This is a genomic window from Parazoarcus communis SWub3 = DSM 12120 (assembly GCF_003226565.1).
In the GTDB taxonomy this organism is placed as follows: domain Bacteria; phylum Pseudomonadota; class Gammaproteobacteria; order Burkholderiales; family Rhodocyclaceae; genus Parazoarcus; species Parazoarcus communis.
In genome coordinates this window covers 26,200-41,622 of record NZ_QKOE01000018.1, presented here as the reverse complement: position 1 = coordinate 41,622, position 15,423 = coordinate 26,200, and the positions used below count along the sequence as shown (strand labels likewise).

Annotated in this window: 16 protein-coding genes; 4 read left to right on the top strand and 12 right to left on the bottom strand. The window is 60.9% G+C overall.

Annotated elements, in window-relative coordinates; genetic code table 11:
* Nucleotides 1-9 precede the first annotated feature (9 nt).
* Nucleotides 10-717, bottom strand: a complete 708-nt coding sequence (gene aat, locus DNK49_RS18695) for a leucyl/phenylalanyl-tRNA--protein transferase (protein ID WP_110528172.1) — start codon at nt 715-717, stop codon at nt 10-12.
* Nucleotides 714-1,820: an ABC transporter ATP-binding protein gene (locus DNK49_RS18690; RefSeq protein ID WP_110528169.1), complete on the bottom strand. Its 1,107-nt coding sequence runs from the start codon at nt 1,818-1,820 to the stop codon at nt 714-716. The genes aat and DNK49_RS18690 overlap by 4 nt, the downstream gene beginning before the upstream one ends.
* 121 nt (nt 1,821-1,941) lie before the next feature.
* Here DNK49_RS18690 and DNK49_RS18685 point away from each other — a divergent pair, with 121 nt between their 5' ends.
* Nucleotides 1,942-3,612: an ABC transporter permease gene (locus DNK49_RS18685; protein WP_110528166.1), complete on the top strand. Its 1,671-nt coding sequence runs from the start codon at nt 1,942-1,944 to the stop codon at nt 3,610-3,612.
* 175 nt (nt 3,613-3,787) lie between these two features.
* On the opposite strand, the gene DNK49_RS18680 is transcribed toward DNK49_RS18685, so the two are convergent.
* The gene (locus tag DNK49_RS18680) at nt 3,788-4,810 is read right to left on the bottom strand and encodes a Fe(3+) ABC transporter substrate-binding protein (RefSeq protein WP_110528162.1); all 1,023 of its coding nucleotides are present in this window, start codon (nt 4,808-4,810) and stop codon (nt 3,788-3,790) included.
* A 124-nt stretch (nt 4,811-4,934) separates the two neighbouring features.
* Here DNK49_RS18680 and DNK49_RS18675 point away from each other — a divergent pair, with 124 nt between their 5' ends.
* Nucleotides 4,935-5,288: a DUF2325 domain-containing protein gene (locus DNK49_RS18675; protein WP_110528159.1), complete on the top strand. Its 354-nt coding sequence runs from the start codon at nt 4,935-4,937 to the stop codon at nt 5,286-5,288.
* 17 nt (nt 5,289-5,305) lie between these two features.
* Here DNK49_RS18675 and DNK49_RS18670 read toward each other — a convergent pair whose 3' ends face one another.
* The 6 genes from DNK49_RS18670 to DNK49_RS18645 form a co-directional block, all read right to left on the bottom strand.
* Nucleotides 5,306-5,827, bottom strand: coding sequence for a C40 family peptidase (locus tag DNK49_RS18670; RefSeq protein ID WP_110528156.1), 522 nt, complete (start codon nt 5,825-5,827; stop codon nt 5,306-5,308).
* A gap of 109 nt (nt 5,828-5,936) precedes the next feature.
* The gene (locus tag DNK49_RS18665) at nt 5,937-6,581 is read right to left on the bottom strand and encodes a 3'-5' exonuclease (RefSeq protein WP_110528153.1); all 645 of its coding nucleotides are present in this window, start codon (nt 6,579-6,581) and stop codon (nt 5,937-5,939) included.
* Nucleotides 6,578-8,476: a DUF294 nucleotidyltransferase-like domain-containing protein gene (locus DNK49_RS18660; RefSeq protein ID WP_110528150.1), complete on the bottom strand. Its 1,899-nt coding sequence runs from the start codon at nt 8,474-8,476 to the stop codon at nt 6,578-6,580. The genes DNK49_RS18665 and DNK49_RS18660 overlap by 4 nt, the downstream gene beginning before the upstream one ends.
* A gap of 171 nt (nt 8,477-8,647) precedes the next feature.
* Nucleotides 8,648-10,078 carry a PhoH family protein gene (locus tag DNK49_RS18655; protein WP_110528145.1) on the bottom strand — a complete coding sequence of 477 codons (1,431 nt, stop codon included), beginning with the start codon at nt 10,076-10,078 and terminating at the stop codon, nt 8,648-8,650.
* A 28-nt stretch (nt 10,079-10,106) separates the two neighbouring features.
* Nucleotides 10,107-10,562: a peroxiredoxin gene (locus tag DNK49_RS18650; RefSeq protein WP_110528142.1), complete on the bottom strand. Its 456-nt coding sequence runs from the start codon at nt 10,560-10,562 to the stop codon at nt 10,107-10,109.
* Between the two features lie 106 nt (nt 10,563-10,668).
* The gene (locus DNK49_RS18645; RefSeq protein ID WP_110528139.1) at nt 10,669-11,046 is read right to left on the bottom strand and encodes an Mth938-like domain-containing protein; all 378 of its coding nucleotides are present in this window, start codon (nt 11,044-11,046) and stop codon (nt 10,669-10,671) included.
* Nucleotides 11,047-11,211: 165 nt separating this feature from the next.
* Between DNK49_RS18645 and DNK49_RS18640 the strand changes: the two genes are divergently transcribed.
* Both DNK49_RS18640 and DNK49_RS18635 read left to right on the top strand, forming a co-directional pair.
* On the top strand, nt 11,212-12,510 hold the full coding sequence (locus DNK49_RS18640) for a pyridoxal phosphate-dependent aminotransferase (protein WP_110528137.1): 1,299 nt from the start codon (nt 11,212-11,214) through the stop codon (nt 12,508-12,510).
* A gap of 48 nt (nt 12,511-12,558) precedes the next feature.
* Nucleotides 12,559-13,866: a homoserine dehydrogenase gene (locus DNK49_RS18635; protein WP_110528134.1), complete on the top strand. Its 1,308-nt coding sequence runs from the start codon at nt 12,559-12,561 to the stop codon at nt 13,864-13,866.
* Nucleotides 13,867-13,923: 57 nt separating this feature from the next.
* On the opposite strand, the gene DNK49_RS18630 is transcribed toward DNK49_RS18635, so the two are convergent.
* The 3 genes from DNK49_RS18630 to DNK49_RS18620 are packed head-to-tail and all read right to left on the bottom strand — an operon-like array spanning nt 13,924 to nt 15,269.
* Nucleotides 13,924-14,199, bottom strand: coding sequence for a S1 domain-containing protein (locus DNK49_RS18630; protein WP_110528131.1), 276 nt, complete (start codon nt 14,197-14,199; stop codon nt 13,924-13,926).
* A gap of 36 nt (nt 14,200-14,235) precedes the next feature.
* Nucleotides 14,236-14,502 carry a hypothetical protein gene (locus DNK49_RS18625; RefSeq protein WP_110528128.1) on the bottom strand — a complete coding sequence of 89 codons (267 nt, stop codon included), beginning with the start codon at nt 14,500-14,502 and terminating at the stop codon, nt 14,236-14,238.
* 32 nt (nt 14,503-14,534) lie between these two features.
* Nucleotides 14,535-15,269, bottom strand: coding sequence for a dinitrogenase iron-molybdenum cofactor biosynthesis protein (locus DNK49_RS18620; RefSeq protein WP_110528125.1), 735 nt, complete (start codon nt 15,267-15,269; stop codon nt 14,535-14,537).
* Between the last annotated feature and the right edge of the window lie 154 nt (nt 15,270-15,423).

The following is a 15,423-nucleotide window of genomic DNA, read 5'->3' as shown; positions in this document are numbered from 1 at the left end:
CGAGTCGGTTCAGGTCCAGTTGATCGGGGCAAGCAACTCGGTGGTCCAGGCACCGGGCAGTCCTTCATGCCGTGTCCAGGCGCGCAGGGCTGCGGTGAATTCCGTCCGCGGAATCTCGCTTGCGCCCATCGACAGCAAGTGCGGTGTCGTCATCTGGCAATCTATCATGGCAAATTCGTAGCGCTCAAGCAGACGGGCAAGGTATGCCAGCGCAACCTTGGAGGCATCGCTCTCGCGTGAGAACATCGATTCGCCGAAGAACACCTTGCCGAGCGCGATGCCATACAGCCCGCCGACCAGTTTGCCGTCTCGCCAGCATTCGACGCTGTGCGCGTAGCCGAGTTCATGCATGCGGCAGTACGCGGCTTGAATGGCGGGTGAGATCCAGGTGCCACCACCGGGTTCCCGTGGTTCGGCGCAGGCCCTGATGACCTGATCAAATGCGCTGTCGAGGCGGACTTCGAAGTGTCCGCGGCGCAGCACCTTTGCCAGCGAGCGCCGAATGCGCACATTCTGTGGGCGTAGCACGAGGCGTGGATCGGGGCTCCACCACAGGATGGGCTCTCCCTCGCTGAACCACGGAAAAACGCCTTGGTGGTATGCCGCCAGCAGCCAGGACGGTGTCAGCTCGCCCCCGGCTGCAAGCAGGCCGTCGGGCTCGCGCAGCGCACGCTCAACCGCGGGAAAATCGTCCAGCTCGACCAGCCACGGGATCATCCTGGCAACTGCACCAGCTGAAGTGCGCCGGCTTCGGCCTCGTCGCCCTGGAAGGTGACAACGTGGTCGGCCGCGAGACGGATGCCAATGCGTTCGCCAATCGCATGGTTGTGGTGGCTCGGTACCAGCGACAAGACCCGTGCGCCGCTGGCGAGCTTCAGCGTGTAAAGGATGTCTGCACCGCGAAAGGCCTTGTGCACCACTTCGGCACGCATCGGGCTGGCATCATCGTGGACGACATCGTCCGGACGCAGCAGGACGTCTACGCTGCAACTCTGTTCGCAATTGCTGCAGCCGATAATGCATTCGACTGGCACATCAGTGCGCAAGGTGCCGACTTCGACCTGAACCTGGGTGCTGTTCAGCACCATGCCCGGCAGGAATACGCCCTGACCGATGAAGTCGGCAACAAACCGATTCTGAGGTCGATGGTACAGGTTGTAAGGGATGTCCCATTGCTGGATCACCCCCTGATGCATGATGCCGATTTCGTCAGCCACCGCAAATGCTTCGTGCTGATCATGCGTCACCAGGATGGCGGTTGTGTTGGTGGCCTTGATGATGTCGCGAACTTCATGCGACAGGCGCTCGCGCAGTTCCACATCCAGGTTGGAGAAGGGTTCGTCGAGCAACAGCAGACCCGGCCGGGGTGCCAGTGCGCGGGCCAGCGCAACGCGCTGCTGCTGCCCGCCGGAGAGTTCATGCGGAAACTTGTTGCCCTGGGTTTTCAAACCCACCAGTTCAAGTAACTCGTCGACCCGCAACTGTCGGGCTGCACGATCCATGCCGCGCAAGCCGAAGCCCACGTTGTCCGAAATGGTCAGGTGGGGGAATAGTGCGTAATCCTGAAACACCATGCCGATGCGACGACGTTCGGGCGGCAGGTGAACGCCCAGACCGCTGACCACGGTACCGCCCAGCCGAATCTCGCCACCGGCGATACGCTCGAATCCGGCAATACAGCGCAGCACTGTGGTCTTGCCGCAGCCCGAAGGGCCGAGCAGGCAACCAATGCGGCCTTCGTCAAGCTTGAGTGACAACCCACGGACCACCTGATGCCCGGAATAAGCCAGATCGATGTTGTCGAGTATGAGCTGAGACATGGAAAGTGCGCAAAAAGGGCGTATCGGGATTATTGCATCGCAGCGATTCAAATGCGATCAATTATAATTCTTCACCTGAAGTCGGCAGAACGGACTGCTCGACACGCACATCGGAAGCAGGATGAAACTCAGCTTAGCGGGCCTGTCGGAACTCGGTCGGAAAACCTCAATGCTGACCGTACTCGCCGTCATCATCGGTTTGTTCATCGCAGCGCCCGTCCTGTCGGTATTCTCCAATGTATTTGTCGGGGGGACGACCGACACCTGGTCGCATCTTGCCGACACCGTGCTGGGTGAGTTCGTGCAGAACACGCTGATCCTCTGCGTCGGGGTTGGCCTGGGCGTGGCCTCCATTGGCGTTACGACCGCATGGCTGACCACCATGCACGAGTTTCCGGGGCGACGCATCTTCGACTGGGCGCTGATCCTGCCGCTGGCTGTGCCGGCTTATGTAATGGCCTACGTCTACACCGACTTCCTGCAATTCGTCGGGCCGGTCCAGACCTGGTTGCGCGAAACCTTTGGCTGGACCCGGGCCGATTACTGGTTTCCGGACGTACGCACGGTCGGTGGGGCCGTGGTCATGTTCATGTTCGTGCTCTATCCGTATGTCTATATGATTGCGCGTACGGCTTTCCTGGAACGCGCCGGCGGCATGCTGGAGGCTGGGCGCTCGCTGGGCCTGGGTCCCTGGGCCAGTTTCTTCCGCGTGTCCTTGCCGCTGGCACGTCCTGCCATCGTGGCTGGCGTTGCACTCGCCCTGATGGAAACACTGGCCGACTTCGGTACGGTTTCATATTTCGGCGTGCAGACCTTCACGACCGGTATCTATCGAGCATGGTTCTCACTTGGCGACCGCACGGCCGCCGCGCAGCTGTCGGCAGCGCTACTGATCTTCGTTGTCCTGGTACTGAGTCTGGAGCGAGTCAGTCGTGGTCGCGCACGCTTCAATAACACCTCGCGCAATGCCAGCCTGGCTGCACGTCACCCCCTGCCGCCGATGTTGGGCGCGATTGCCTGCCTGGCTTGCTTCCTGCCGTTGTTCTTTGGTTTTCTGCTGCCCGGCGGCTTGCTGCTGGATATGGCCTTCAGCGAGGGCGACGCCCAGTTTGGCCATCGCTTTGCCGAGTTGGCGCGGAACAGCTTCGTGCTGGCAGCAGTGACCGCCTTGCTGGCTGTGGTCCTTGCACTCCTGCTGGCTTACGCTGGGCGCCTGGCGCGCTCGCGCATTCCGGCGATCACCAATCGTATCGTCAGTCTGGGGTATGCCGTGCCCGGCTCGGTGATCGCGGTCGGGGTGCTGATTCCCGTCACCCGGCTGGATCACTGGCTGGCGCAGTGGTGGCAGGGCGCCTTCGGCGTGAATCCCGGCCTGATCCTGACCGGTGGTATTGCTGCCCTGGTGTATGCATATCTTGCGCGCTTCCTGACCGTTGCCCTGCAGACGGTAGAGTCCTCGCTGGGCAAGATCACCACCAGCATGGACGACGCCTCACGCAGCCTGGGCTTTGGCAAATGGCGGACCTTGAGTCTGGTGCATATCCCGATTCTGCGCGGAAGTCTTTTGACAGCAGCGCTGCTGGTGTTTGTCGACGTGATGAAGGAGCTGCCGGCAACGCTGGTGATGCGCCCGTTCAATTTCGATACGCTCGCCACCCAGGCGCATACACTGGCCTCGGATGAGCGCCTGACCGAAGCTTCGACCGCTGCCCTGACCATCGTCGCAGTTGGGCTGTTGCCGATGTTCATCGTGTCGCGTCAGATTGTGATGTCGCGACGCAACCGGGGCTAAGGACTCTGTTGCCATCACGACGGTCCTACGGTTCGTTGGCCCAGGCTGCCTGACGCCTCAGCGACTGCGTTCGAGATGCATTCGGAGCAGCGAAAGAATGATGAGTCCATTCCGGATATGACAAAGCCCCATCTGGCACAAGGCCATGATGGGGCTTTGGGAGAGTCAGCAAGGATCAGCGATAACCGGCGCGATCGTAGATCTTCTGTGCTTCACCAACGGTATCGGCCAGCTTGCCGATCGACAGAGTGTCTTCCTTGAACGGACCCAATTTGTCGAGCGCTGCGTTGCTGACCTTGACGCCCTCGACCACGGGCCACTCGTTGTTGCCATCGGCGAAGTAGGTCTGGGCTTCGTCCGATGCCAGATACTCGAGGAACTTGACCGCTGCCCCCTTGTTGGGCGCGTTTTTCAGCATGCCTGCGCCAGAGACGTTGATGTGGGTGCCCGAGGTCTTCTGGTTGGGCCACACCGCCACCACCTTGGCAACCACAGCCTGGTCTTCCGGTTTGGTGGAGTTCATCAGGCGGGCAAGGTAGTAGCTGTTGGCGATGGCGACGCCACATTCGCCCGCAGCCACCGCCTTGATCTGATCGGTATCTCCGCCCTTGGGGGCACGGGCGAAGTTGGCCACAATGCCCTTGGCCCATTGTTCGGTTTTTTCTGCGCCATTGTGCTGGATCAGTGCTGCACCCAGCGACAGGTTGTAGGGATGGCTACCCGAGCGGGTGCACACTTTGCCCTTGAGTGCGGGGTCGGCCAGCGCTTCATAGGTCTGTACCTGATCGCCCTGAACCAGATCCTTGTTGTACACGATCACGCGGGCACGCTTCGAATACGAATACCAGTTGGTTGCACGCAGGTGCGCCGGAATCCGCTTGTCGAGCACCTCGGATTTGACCGGTGCAAAGATACCCATCTGGTCGGCAAACGCCAGCCGGGAAGCATCCACGGTGATGAACACATCGGCCGGGCTGTTGGCGCCTTCGTTGCGCAGGCGCTCGAGCAACTCGTCTTCCTTGGCCTCGATCCGGTTCACCTTGATACCGGTCTGTTTGGTGAAGTTGCCGTAAAGGGCCTCATCGGTCTGGTAGTGGCGCGCTGAGTAGATGTTGATTTCGGTGTCTGCGGCGTTTGCAACACTGCCGTTGAGCGCGAAACCAGCGAGCAGGGCGGAAACAAGAACCTTCTTGATCATGGAGCGACTGCCTCTTGAGAGTGAAGTAAATCTTTGTAGTGATAATAACGAGAACAAGTCGCAGTTGCAAATTAAACCAGGTGAGTTATCATGGATGATAATCACTCTCACTTAGAGGTTTCGCATGAATGCGCTGATCGTAGGTGCCGACCGCCTGGGAAACATCCCCGACATCCTGAACCAGTTTGGTATCCGTATTGCCGCTCATGTATCGGGTCGGGACACCACCCACCAGCGTCGTACCGCGCCGCTGCCCGCAGGTGTGCAGATGGTGATCCTGTTTACCGATTTCCTTGGGCACAACGTGATGCAGCGTTTTCGCGAAGCAGCCAACCGTGAAGGCGTAGACGTTGTCTGTTGTCGCCGATCGGTATGCGCGCTGCAACAGGCGCTCGACAAACGGATGCCGAAGGACTCATGCGAGAAGTGCAGCAACTGCCCGGAAGCTGTGACGATGAAGCGACGCAATCGCCACTGATCCGACTAGCGACGGGCTCAATGTCCGTTTGAGTGGGTGATGACCGGCGTGGTCTCGTCAACCAGGCGCCGTGCGCCATTGAAGCGCTTGGTCCAGTATTGGGCGCTCATGTCTTCGACTCGTACGCCGCCGCCGCTGGAAGGCGCGTGCACGAACTGACCGTCACCGATATAGATGCCGACGTGCGAGAACGCACGGCGCATGGTGTTGAAGAACACAAGATCACCTGGCTTGAGTTCCTGCCGGCCAACCTTGTCGCCCTGACGGGCCATCTCGTGCGCGGTGCGCGGCAGGTTCAGGCCCAGAGCATTGCGGAACACTGCCTGCACCATGCCACTGCAATCGAGACCGGTTTCAGGTGAGGTGCCGCCAAAGCGGTAGCGGACGCCAATGTAGCTAAGGCCTTCGTTGACGAGTTCCTGCGCCGCTGACGAATAGCGGTCGAACAGGTCCGGGGAGGTGGGCACAGCATTGTCAGCGGTGGCCGGCGCGCCCCAGAGCGCAAGGTGGAGCGCGAGAAGGAAGGCTCTTTTCTGCATCGCGCTGGACTATACCCAGCTGTTGTTTAAGAGTAAACCCTTAAAACTGGCGATGTAGGAGGCGTTCAAGGCCCGTGTGGCTGGCGAATCCTTGTGCAGCGTCATGATTTCAGCTCTGTCGGCGAAGCTGCCGTCGCATTCTTTCCATGTCAGCCAACGCCCTTGCACTGCCATAGGCGCTCGAGAGTGCGCGGCTGTTCGCCGCGAGCGCCAGTTGCGCAATGGCCCAGGCATCACCAAGGGCATGGTGGCGTTGAAAGGTTTCAATGCCGAAACTGTTCATCCAGTCAGCGAGACGGGCAGGATGATCGATGCGCTCGGGAAACAATGCAGGCAGCAACACATAGAGATCCAGCCACAGCAGTTCCGGCACGAAACCAAGATGGGTTTCGAAAGCACGTTCAAGCATGCTGCGATTGAACGCGGCATTGAAGGCGATGACGGGCCCTTTCCCGCAGAAAGACAAGAGATTGGCGAGCGTGACGACGGGCTCGGGGGTCAGTGGCGCATAGTAGCTTTGAGACGGCGCGATCTGGCCTTCGTCGATGGCGATTGCTGCGACCGCAAGCAGGCTGTCCTGCTCGAGGTTCAGTCCGGTCGCTTCGGTATTGAGCACGGTGTAGCGGGTTTCGAAGTGGGGCCGGGTAGGGTCGGCAACTTCGAGCGCCCGCCATTGCTCCAGCGCTTCCGCAACGGCTGGGTCCTGAATGCCGCCATCGCTACGGCCGGCAATGAGCTTGGCGAGCCAGTTCACAGCTGGTAATCCAGCTTCAGGCGTAGTTGCAGCTTGCGAGCCTGACGAAAGGCTTCCTTGAGAATGCGGCGGTCAAGCTCGTTGAGGGTATCCGGATTGATCTTGTTATCGCTCGGCGAACCGTGTTCGGTCTCCAGGTGTTGGGAGCGAAGGCGCAAAAGCTGGATGAAATGGAAGCCATCGATGATGGCTGCAACTTCTTCGGGTGGCACGCCCATCTTGACCGCTGCCTGACGCAGTCGATACACCGTGCTGCTCGATTCGATGCCGGTGCGCAGGGCGAGGATGCGCGCGACGTCCACGAACAGGCGGGCACCGGATTTCTTCAGGTCGATGGTGCCATCGTCGTCAACAACGAAATCCCGGATACGGCCAAGAGGTGGCACCACCTGTAGTGCATTGCCGGCCATCATGCGCTGGAAGGCAGAGTTGGACTTCGTGGTCTTGTTCAGCCAGGCGCGGAGCTGGTCGCCCAGGCGCTCGTTGCCGTGTATGACGCGGAAGTCGAAGAAGATCGAGGCATTGAGCAAGGCCTGGGGATCCGGCTCCCGTATCCAGCTGCCGAAGCGATTGCGCCATTCGTCGAGGGTCAGGCATAGCTCCGGGTTGCTGGCCATGATATTGCCCTTGCACAGTGGAAACCCACAGGCGGCGAGGTGCTTGTTGACCTCGGCAGCGAATGCGACCAGGCGGGCGCGCAGTGGACCAACCTGGTCAAACTCGGGGCAAATCCAGATGATGCCGTTGTCCTGATCGGTCGACAGCGTCTGCTCGTGGCGACCCTCGGAGCCGAATGCAACCCATGCATAATCCACCCCGTACAGGTCATGGTGCGCCTGCGCCAGTACGATGATGCGGCGGGTCAGGGCGTCATTGAGCGCAGAGATGAACTGGGTGAGCTGTTCCGAGCCAATGCCCTGTGCAATCAGGTTCAGCGCCAGTTGACGGATATCCTTGCTCGCCCGCTGCAGGGCATCGATGTCGTTGGCGCTCTCGATACCGGCACGGATCTGACGCAAGCTGATGCGCTGAAGCGAGAACAAGTCGCGCTCGGATACCACGCCCTGCAGCCGTCCCTCGCTGTCGATGACCAGCAGGTGGCGAATGCCATGCGTGGCCATTTCCAGTGCGGCGTCGTAGGCCGACGCAGTGCCGGGTAGCTGGTGTGGGTTGGCCGTCATCACATCGCTGATCGGGCGCGACAGATCGAAGGCAGGCAGCAGCAGGCGAGGTAGCAGATCGCTTTGGGTGAGGATACCCAACGGATGACCTTCGGGATCGGCAACCACCATGCAACCGATACGCGATTCGGCCATTTTTTCCAGCGCACTGCGGGTGGCGGTATCGGGCGAGACGAAGATCGGCTTTTTCTTGACCAGTTGCAGCAGCGGCGTGGTCATGGTCTGCTGTTCGGCAGCTCGCTGCGAGAAGGTCGTCTGCAGTTGCTGGCGCGACTGGTTGAGCAGGCTGGCAATGTACTGGGTGCAGAACAGGTGAAACACCGGACTCATCTGCATCAACTGCATGAAGTCGTCCGCACTGATCTGGAAGCAGAAGCTGTCCTCGACCGCGATGTAGGCATTGGTGGAAGGCCGGCTGGCCGACACCGCTCCGATGGGGAAGCATTCACCAGGCCCCATCGTCATGCTGGCGTATTCGGTGACTGCCGTCGCACCGGTCTGGCGTGACTGGATCTTGCCACGCTGGATGATGTAGAAGTGCCGCGCCTGGCCCATTTCTGGAGTCAGGACCTCGCTGCCGCGGGCATGAAACGCGAGCACGGCCCGCTGAGTGAGGAAGGCGAGTGCCTCGGGCTCCATCCGGTTGAAGGGCGAGAAACGCTTCAGGAAATCCGAACTGGCACCGACCAGCATCTCGGGTGCGCTTGCAGTCATGGGCGGGTCATCGAAAGGCAACTTTCGGATTATAAGAGGCTGGCGCAGCCTCGGGACTGATCTGCCGCAAGCTTTCGATCGAAGGATCCGGCTGCAGCCGGGAAACCGGGCGCGCGGGTGCGAGATGACGACGGCCGATTGTCGGCCAGCCGCCGTCATTGGCCTGTCAGTTTACAGAACCTCTGCTGCGTGGTCGGCCAGACGGCTACGCTCACCGCGTTGCAGTGTGATGTGGCCGGAATGCTGCCAGCCCTTGAAACGGTCGACCGCGAAGGTCAGCCCGGACGAGCCTTCGGTCAGATAGGGGGTGTCGATCTGGGCGATGTTGCCCAGACACACCACCTTGGTACCCGGACCGGCACGCGTGATCAGGGTCTTCATCTGCTTCGGTGTCAGGTTCTGCGCCTCGTCGATGATCAGGTACTTGTTGATGAAGGTGCGGCCGCGCATGAAATTGAGGCTCTTGATCTTGATCCGGCTGCGGATCAGGTCTCGGGTGGCCGCACGCCCCCAATCGCCCCCTTCGCCAGTGGTGCCATTGAGTACGTCGAGGTTATCCTCGAGTGCGCCCATCCATGGCGCCATCTTTTCTTCTTCGGTGCCGGGCAGGAAACCGATGTCCTCGCCAACGGGTACGGTCACCCGGGTCATGATGATTTCAGAATAGCGCTTGGTCTCCAGCACCTGGGTCAGCCCAGCCGCCAGCGTCAGCAAGGTCTTGCCGGTGCCAGCCTGGCCGAGCAGGGTGACGAAGTCGATCTCCGGGTTCATCAGCAGGTTGAGCGCAAAGTTCTGCTCACGGTTGCGAGCAGTGATGCCCCAGACGTTGTTCTTGTGGTGGCTGTAATCGGTCAGGGTTTCGAGCACCACGGTACGTCCGCTTTGCTCCTTGACCCACGCCTCGAGCGGACGGTCGCCATCCTGGTACAGAAACTCATTGATGAGCAGATCGCCGGTCAAGGGTCCCTTGAGTCGGTAATAGGTATGGCCCTCGTTCTTCCACGACTCCATGCCCTTGGCGTGCGTGTCCCAGAAATCCGCTGGCAGCTCACGGGTTCCGGTGTACAGCAGGTCAGTGTCTTCAAGGACCTTGTCGTTGAAGTAGTCCTGCGCCTCAAGGCCCAGCGCGCGAGCCTTGATCCGCATGTTGATGTCCTTGGACACCAGGATGACGGAACGGCCGGGCTCCTTCTCGGCCAGGTACATCACCACGGCCAGGATCTGGTTGTCACCCTTGGCAGTGGGCAGAGCGGCCGGCAAGGTAACGTTGATGGCCTCGGTCTGGAGGAAGAGTTTTCCTGCAGCCAGATCATGCGAGGGCGCCTTCAACCCAATGCCGGCTTCGATGCCATCAGGCGAGGACGAGACGATCTCGTCCATCATCCGGCTGGCCTGGCGCGCATTGCGCGCGACCTCGGACATGCCTTTCTTGTTGTTGTCGAGTTCCTCCAGCGTCATGATCGGCACGTAGATGTCGTGCTCTTCGAAACGGTAGAGGCTGGTGGGGTCGTGCATCAAGACATTGGTGTCGAGCACGAACAGTTTGGTCTTCGGTGCGGCAGCGCGGCGGCGGGTCGGCTTCTTGGCGGTGGCTTCTGGCATGTTCGAGGACCTTTGAGAAAGAAATCGATCAGAGCGACTGGACGACGGCAAGCACTTCCTCGGCGTGACCGGCAACCTTGACCCCACGCCACTCACGTGCAACCGAGCCGTCGGCGGCCAGCACAAAGGTGCTGCGTTCGATGCCGCGCACCTGCTTGCCGTACATGTTCTTCATCTTGATCACGCCGAATACGTTGCAGGCGACTTCTTCAGCGTCGGAGATCAGTTCGAAAGGCAGTTCGAGCTTGGCCTTGAAGTTTTCATGCGACTTCAGGCTGTCACGCGAAATGCCGAAGACCTTGCAGCCAGCAGCGGCAAACTGAGCATGCAGTGCACCGAAGTCCTTGGTCTCGTTGGTGCAGCCCGGCGTGTTGTCCTTGGGATAGAAATAAAGCACCACCTTGCTGCCGCGCAGGGCAGACAGCGAGACGGTGGTTCCGGCGGTGGCCGGCAGGCTGAAGTCGGGCAGTGCAGCGTTGGTCATTCGATGTCTCCGGGATGGATGCCTTGCATCCAGCGTAATGGAGGAAGGGCCGCCGTGACAATTGCAAATTGGTGACAGAGGCCGTGTCGCGTCGGTACGCCTGGCCTCAGCGTGGGTCGAACAGCAGTGCCGCTGCCACGGCACGGCCTTCGCCCACCAGCACGTTGTAGGTTCGGCAAGCTGCGGCGAGATCCATGATTTCAAAGCCGATTCTGGCTTCCATGAGGGGGCGGAGCAGGTGTGGTGCGGGGAAACGCTGCCGCTTTCCGGTACCGATCAGCACGATCTCGCGGCCGAGTTCGCACAGGCGGGCAATGTCTTCGGTGCCGAGCTGTTCGAAACCGTCTGTGGCCCAGCCGGTGTGGATCTCGGTGTCGGTGACGATCAGGTTGCCGTCGTGGCGGACCTTGTTGATCATCAGGTGGTCGGCGCCGTAGCCGGTGATGATGTTGGTGCTGCCGGTCTGGTCGAGATGAAGCTTCATGCTGGATTCTGGAGGGAGGGTCAAGGGTAAATTGCCGCAACGCGGCGTCGCGGCTAAGATAACAATCTTTTCCGTCTTGTGCGCGTGCGGCATTCCGGCCGACGGCATCAAGCGTACCGAGCGCCCCGCGGTGTTTCGGGGCAACACCCTAAAGGATGGCAGGACATGAAAGCGGCGACGACACTGAATCTGGCAACGGCACCCACCGACATCGTGGTCAAGGCCGAGGCCGCCGCCGCGCGCCCCATCCGCAAGTCCGCCAAGCTTGCCGACGTGTGTTACGACATCCGTGGTCCGGTACTGGTTCGCGCCAAGCAGATGGAAGACGAAGGGCACAAGATCATCAAGCTCAACATCGGCAATCTGGCTGCGTTCGGCTTCGATGCGCCCGAAGAAATCCAGATGGACATGATCCGCAACCTGCCCAATTCGGCCGGTTATTCGGACTCCAAGGGCATCTTCGCAGCGCGCAAGGCGGTAATGCACTACACCCAGCAGAAGGGCATCAAGGGTGTGGACATCGAGGATATCTACATTGGCAACGGTGTGTCCGAGCTGATCGTGATGGCGATGAACGCGCTGCTCAACGCGGGTGACGAGGTGTTGGTGCCGGCACCGGACTATCCGCTGTGGACGGCGGCCGTCAGCCTGTCCGGGGGCAAGCCGATTCACTATCTGTGTGACGAGGGGGCGGGCTGGATGCCGGACATCGCCGACATGCGGGCGAAGATCACGCCCAACACCCGCGCGATCGTCATCATCAACCCGAATAATCCGACCGGTGCGGTGTATCCTGACGCGGTGCTCAAGGACATCATCCAGCTTGCCCGTGAACACGACCTGATCCTGTACGCCGACGAGGTGTATGACAAGGTGCTGTATGACGGCATCAGCCACACCTCGGTGGCTGCACTGTCGGAAGACGTGCTCACCATCGTGTTCAATGGACTGTCGAAAAACTACCGCTCCTGCGGCTACCGTGCCGGCTGGATGGTGGTGTGTGGTGACAAACGTCGGGCGCAGGACTACATCGAAGGCCTGAACATGCTGGCCTCGATGCGTCTGTGTGCCAACGTTCCGGGCCAGTACGCGATCCAGACTGCACTGGGGGGGTATCAGAGCATCGACGACCTGGTGGCCGAAGGTGGACGCATGCGTCGCCAGCGCGACCTGGCCTGGGAGCTGATCAACGCCATTCCGGGGGTCAGTTGCGTGAAGCCGCAGGCCACCTTGTATATGTTCCCCAGGCTCGATCCCAAGATCTACCCGATCGTGGATGATCAGGCCTTCATCGCCGAGTTGCTGGAAGAAGAGCGGGTGCTGCTGGTGCAGGGCACTGGCTTCAACTGGCCGCACCCGGATCACTTCCGGCTCGTCTTCCTGCCGCACGAGGATGATCTGCGCGACGCTGTCGGGCGGATCGCGCGCTTCCTCGAGCATTACCGCAAGCGTCACGGCACCTGAGCCGCGGCACTTGCCTTTCATCCTCAACGACCAACACGGAAACACTGCATGAAACCGATCAACGTGGGCCTGCTTGGCATCGGTACCGTCGGCGGCGGCACCTTTACCGTCCTCAAACGCAACGAAGAGGAAATCACCCGCCGTGCGGGCCGGCCGATTCGCATTACCACGGTGGCGGACAAGAACCTCGAACTTGCCCGCAAGGTGGCGGGCGAGGGCGTCAGGCTTACCGATGACGCCTTCTCCGTCGTCACCGACCCCGAGATCGACATCGTCGTCGAGCTGATCGGCGGCTACGGCGTGGCACGCGAGTTGGTGCTGAAAGCGATCGAGAACGGCAAGCATGTCGTCACCGCCAACAAGGCGCTGCTGGCGGTGCATGGCAACGAGATCTTCTCGGCCGCGCAGAAAAAGGGCGTGATGGTGGCCTTCGAGGCTGCGGTGGCCGGTGGCATCCCCATCATCAAGGCGCTGCGCGAAGGCCTGACGGCCAACCGCATCCAGTGGCTGGCCGGCATCATCAACGGCACCACCAACTTCATCCTGTCCGAGATGCGCGACAAGGGCCTGCCCTTTGCCGATGTGCTGAAGGAAGCGCAGGCCTTGGGCTACGCCGAAGCCGACCCGACCTTCGACATCGAAGGCGTCGATGCCGCACACAAGGCCACGATCATGAGCGCGATCGCCTTCGGTATTCCGATGCAGTTCGACAAGGCGTACGTCGAAGGCATCACCAAGCTGGAGTCGGCCGATATCGAATACGCCGAACAGCTCGGCTATCGCATCAAGCTGTTGGGTATCGCCCGCAAGCGCGAGGCCGGTGTCGAGCTGCGCGTGCATCCGACACTGATTCCGACCAAGCGCCTGATTGCCAATGTCGAAGGTGCGATGAACGCGGTGCTGGTGCAGGCTGATGCGGTCGGTGCCACGCTGTATTACGGCAAGGGCGCCGGTGCCGAGCCCACTGCTTCGGCGGTGATCGCCGACTTGGTGGATATCACCCGCCTGCATACGGCCGACCCGGAACACCGGGTGCCGCATCTGGCCTTCCAGCCCGATCAGGTGCAGGACATCGCTGTGCTGCCGATCGACGAGGTGGAAACCTCCTATTACCTGCGCATGCGGGTTGAGGACAAGCCGGGCGTGCTCGCCGACATCACCCGCATTCTGGCTGACAGCGAGATCTCGATCGACGCGATGATTCAGAAAGAACCGGCCGAGGGTGAGGCCCAGACCGACATCATCATGCTGACCCACCTGACGGTGGAGAGGAACGCCAATGCCGCGATCGCACGTATTGAGTCGCTGCCGGTGGTGCAGGGCAAGGTGAAGCGCATCCGCCTTGAGAACCTGTAAGGCTGTCGTGCCTTGATGTGACAAGGGCCGGGTAACCGGCCCTTGTGTTGTCTGCCCTCAGCGTGCGGCCTGTCGTACCCGCTCCATCTGGAAAGGGGCGAGCCCGATGCTGGTGGTGGCATTGCCGTCACCGGTGCTCCACCACATGGTGACCCAGGCGCGGCCCGCCTCGTCAAAGCGCTCGACCTCACAGGTCGAGCCGATCATGAACTCGAACATTTCACGCTCGTCGTCGTCGATGTCCGGGTCGATGCTGACGTGCAGCACACGAACTTCATCGCCGACTTCAACGGCCTGACCAAGACGGTCGGTGTGGATTGCGGTGTCCTGCATGGTATGACTCCTGTGTGCGGGTGTCGGCGGTCGGCGTCAGGGACGTGCGGCCATTGCATCGACGGTTGCGGTGAGGGCGGGCACGAGCTCGGCGCCGTCGTAGTCGGCCAGCAGGCCTGCAGCCAGCTCGACCAGCTCACGGGCCTCGTCGTCACGCCCGCCGTGACGTAGCTCGGCGGCAAAACGCTCGACACTGCCGGCCACCAGCCGGGTGACGCGACTGTTCTCGCCAGTCACCCGTGAGCTGCTGATGGCGTTGGCGATCAGGTCGGTGATGATGCGCGGGTAGTCTTTGTCAGCCATGGCGCTCACTCCTCATCCGTGCTCATTCGTGTTCACTCGTCGATGGTGGCGGCGTTGTAGTTCTTCAGCCGCTGGCCCGCATCGACGCCCAGGATCTTGGCCAGCCAGGGCGGTGGCGACTGCGTCATCATCTGCTGGAACTCGGCCAGCACCTCGGCTGCGGCGCCGCCTTCGATGCGCTTGATCGGGTAGATGCCCCCCTTGATGACTTTGGCCGCGGCGGGGCCGCCTACCGATACCACGTACAGCACGTGACAGTCGGAGATCAGCTGTACGCGAAAACCGTTCTTGTCTTCGGCAAAATCGGCCTCGAGTGCGTCACGCACCCCTACCAGACGGGTCTCCTGTGCGGATACCTGATAGACCAGGTAACGCATACAGGAGCCAAAGTGCCCATTCAATGCCTCACCGCTGTCTGACGCCAGCGCGACCCGAACTGAGTCTGGCATGTCGCCCTCGTCATAGGGCTGGATCGGGGGCAGGTTCTCGCCTTCGGTGTCACCCCACAAGATGCGTACAGCCAGCTTCATGGCTTCAAGACCAATGCCGATGTCCTCGCCATCCTCCTCGCCATCCGCGCTGGCGAAGGCTGTTTTCAGGTCGGTGACGGTGACCGTACGCAGGTCGTCGGCGTCGATCTCATCCTTGCCGATACGGTTTTGCAAGACGTCGATGAGCAGGGGCAGGGAGATGCCGGGCATGGCCCGGCCGGCCAGGGCGATCCGCAATGCGGCTTCACGGGTGATGGGCGCTGCGCTCTGTTGCATGGGAAGGACTCCTCTGTCGGGGTTGTCCTGTTCAAAGCATAATGAATGCCAGTAAGTGCTGCATTAAGGCGTTTTTATAACTATCTATTTATAAATGAAAAAATAATTCAGATCGCCTGCCCTGAACAGAAAAGGCGCGCCCCTTGCTACAAGC

What these genes read in the sequence shown, in the direction of transcription:
- DNK49_RS18690 (WP_110528169.1), bottom strand. Translation starts at nt 1,820, where the DNA reads ATGTCTCAGCTCATACTCGACAACATCGATCTGGCTTATTCCGGGCAT.
- DNK49_RS18660 (WP_110528150.1), bottom strand. Translation starts at nt 8,476, where the DNA reads ATGACTGCAAGCGCACCCGAGATGCTGGTCGGTGCCAGTTCGGATTTC.
- DNK49_RS18645 (WP_110528139.1), bottom strand. Translation starts at nt 11,046, where the DNA reads ATGAAGCTTCATCTCGACCAGACCGGCAGCACCAACATCATCACCGGC.
- DNK49_RS18675 (WP_110528159.1), top strand. Translation starts at nt 4,935, where the DNA reads ATGAATGCGCTGATCGTAGGTGCCGACCGCCTGGGAAACATCCCCGAC.
- DNK49_RS18655 (WP_110528145.1), bottom strand. Translation starts at nt 10,078, where the DNA reads ATGCCAGAAGCCACCGCCAAGAAGCCGACCCGCCGCCGCGCTGCCGCA.
- DNK49_RS18670 (WP_110528156.1), bottom strand. Translation starts at nt 5,827, where the DNA reads ATGCAGAAAAGAGCCTTCCTTCTCGCGCTCCACCTTGCGCTCTGGGGC.
- DNK49_RS18680 (WP_110528162.1), bottom strand. Translation starts at nt 4,810, where the DNA reads ATGATCAAGAAGGTTCTTGTTTCCGCCCTGCTCGCTGGTTTCGCGCTC.
- DNK49_RS18630 (WP_110528131.1), bottom strand. Translation starts at nt 14,199, where the DNA reads ATGCAGGACACCGCAATCCACACCGACCGTCTTGGTCAGGCCGTTGAA.
- DNK49_RS18640 (WP_110528137.1), top strand. Translation starts at nt 11,212, where the DNA reads ATGAAAGCGGCGACGACACTGAATCTGGCAACGGCACCCACCGACATC.
- DNK49_RS18635 (WP_110528134.1), top strand. Translation starts at nt 12,559, where the DNA reads ATGAAACCGATCAACGTGGGCCTGCTTGGCATCGGTACCGTCGGCGGC.
- DNK49_RS18620 (WP_110528125.1), bottom strand. Translation starts at nt 15,269, where the DNA reads ATGCAACAGAGCGCAGCGCCCATCACCCGTGAAGCCGCATTGCGGATC.
- DNK49_RS18650 (WP_110528142.1), bottom strand. Translation starts at nt 10,562, where the DNA reads ATGACCAACGCTGCACTGCCCGACTTCAGCCTGCCGGCCACCGCCGGA.
- DNK49_RS18685 (WP_110528166.1), top strand. Translation starts at nt 1,942, where the DNA reads ATGAAACTCAGCTTAGCGGGCCTGTCGGAACTCGGTCGGAAAACCTCA.
- DNK49_RS18625 (WP_110528128.1), bottom strand. Translation starts at nt 14,502, where the DNA reads ATGGCTGACAAAGACTACCCGCGCATCATCACCGACCTGATCGCCAAC.
- aat (WP_110528172.1), bottom strand. Translation starts at nt 717, where the DNA reads ATGATCCCGTGGCTGGTCGAGCTGGACGATTTTCCCGCGGTTGAGCGT.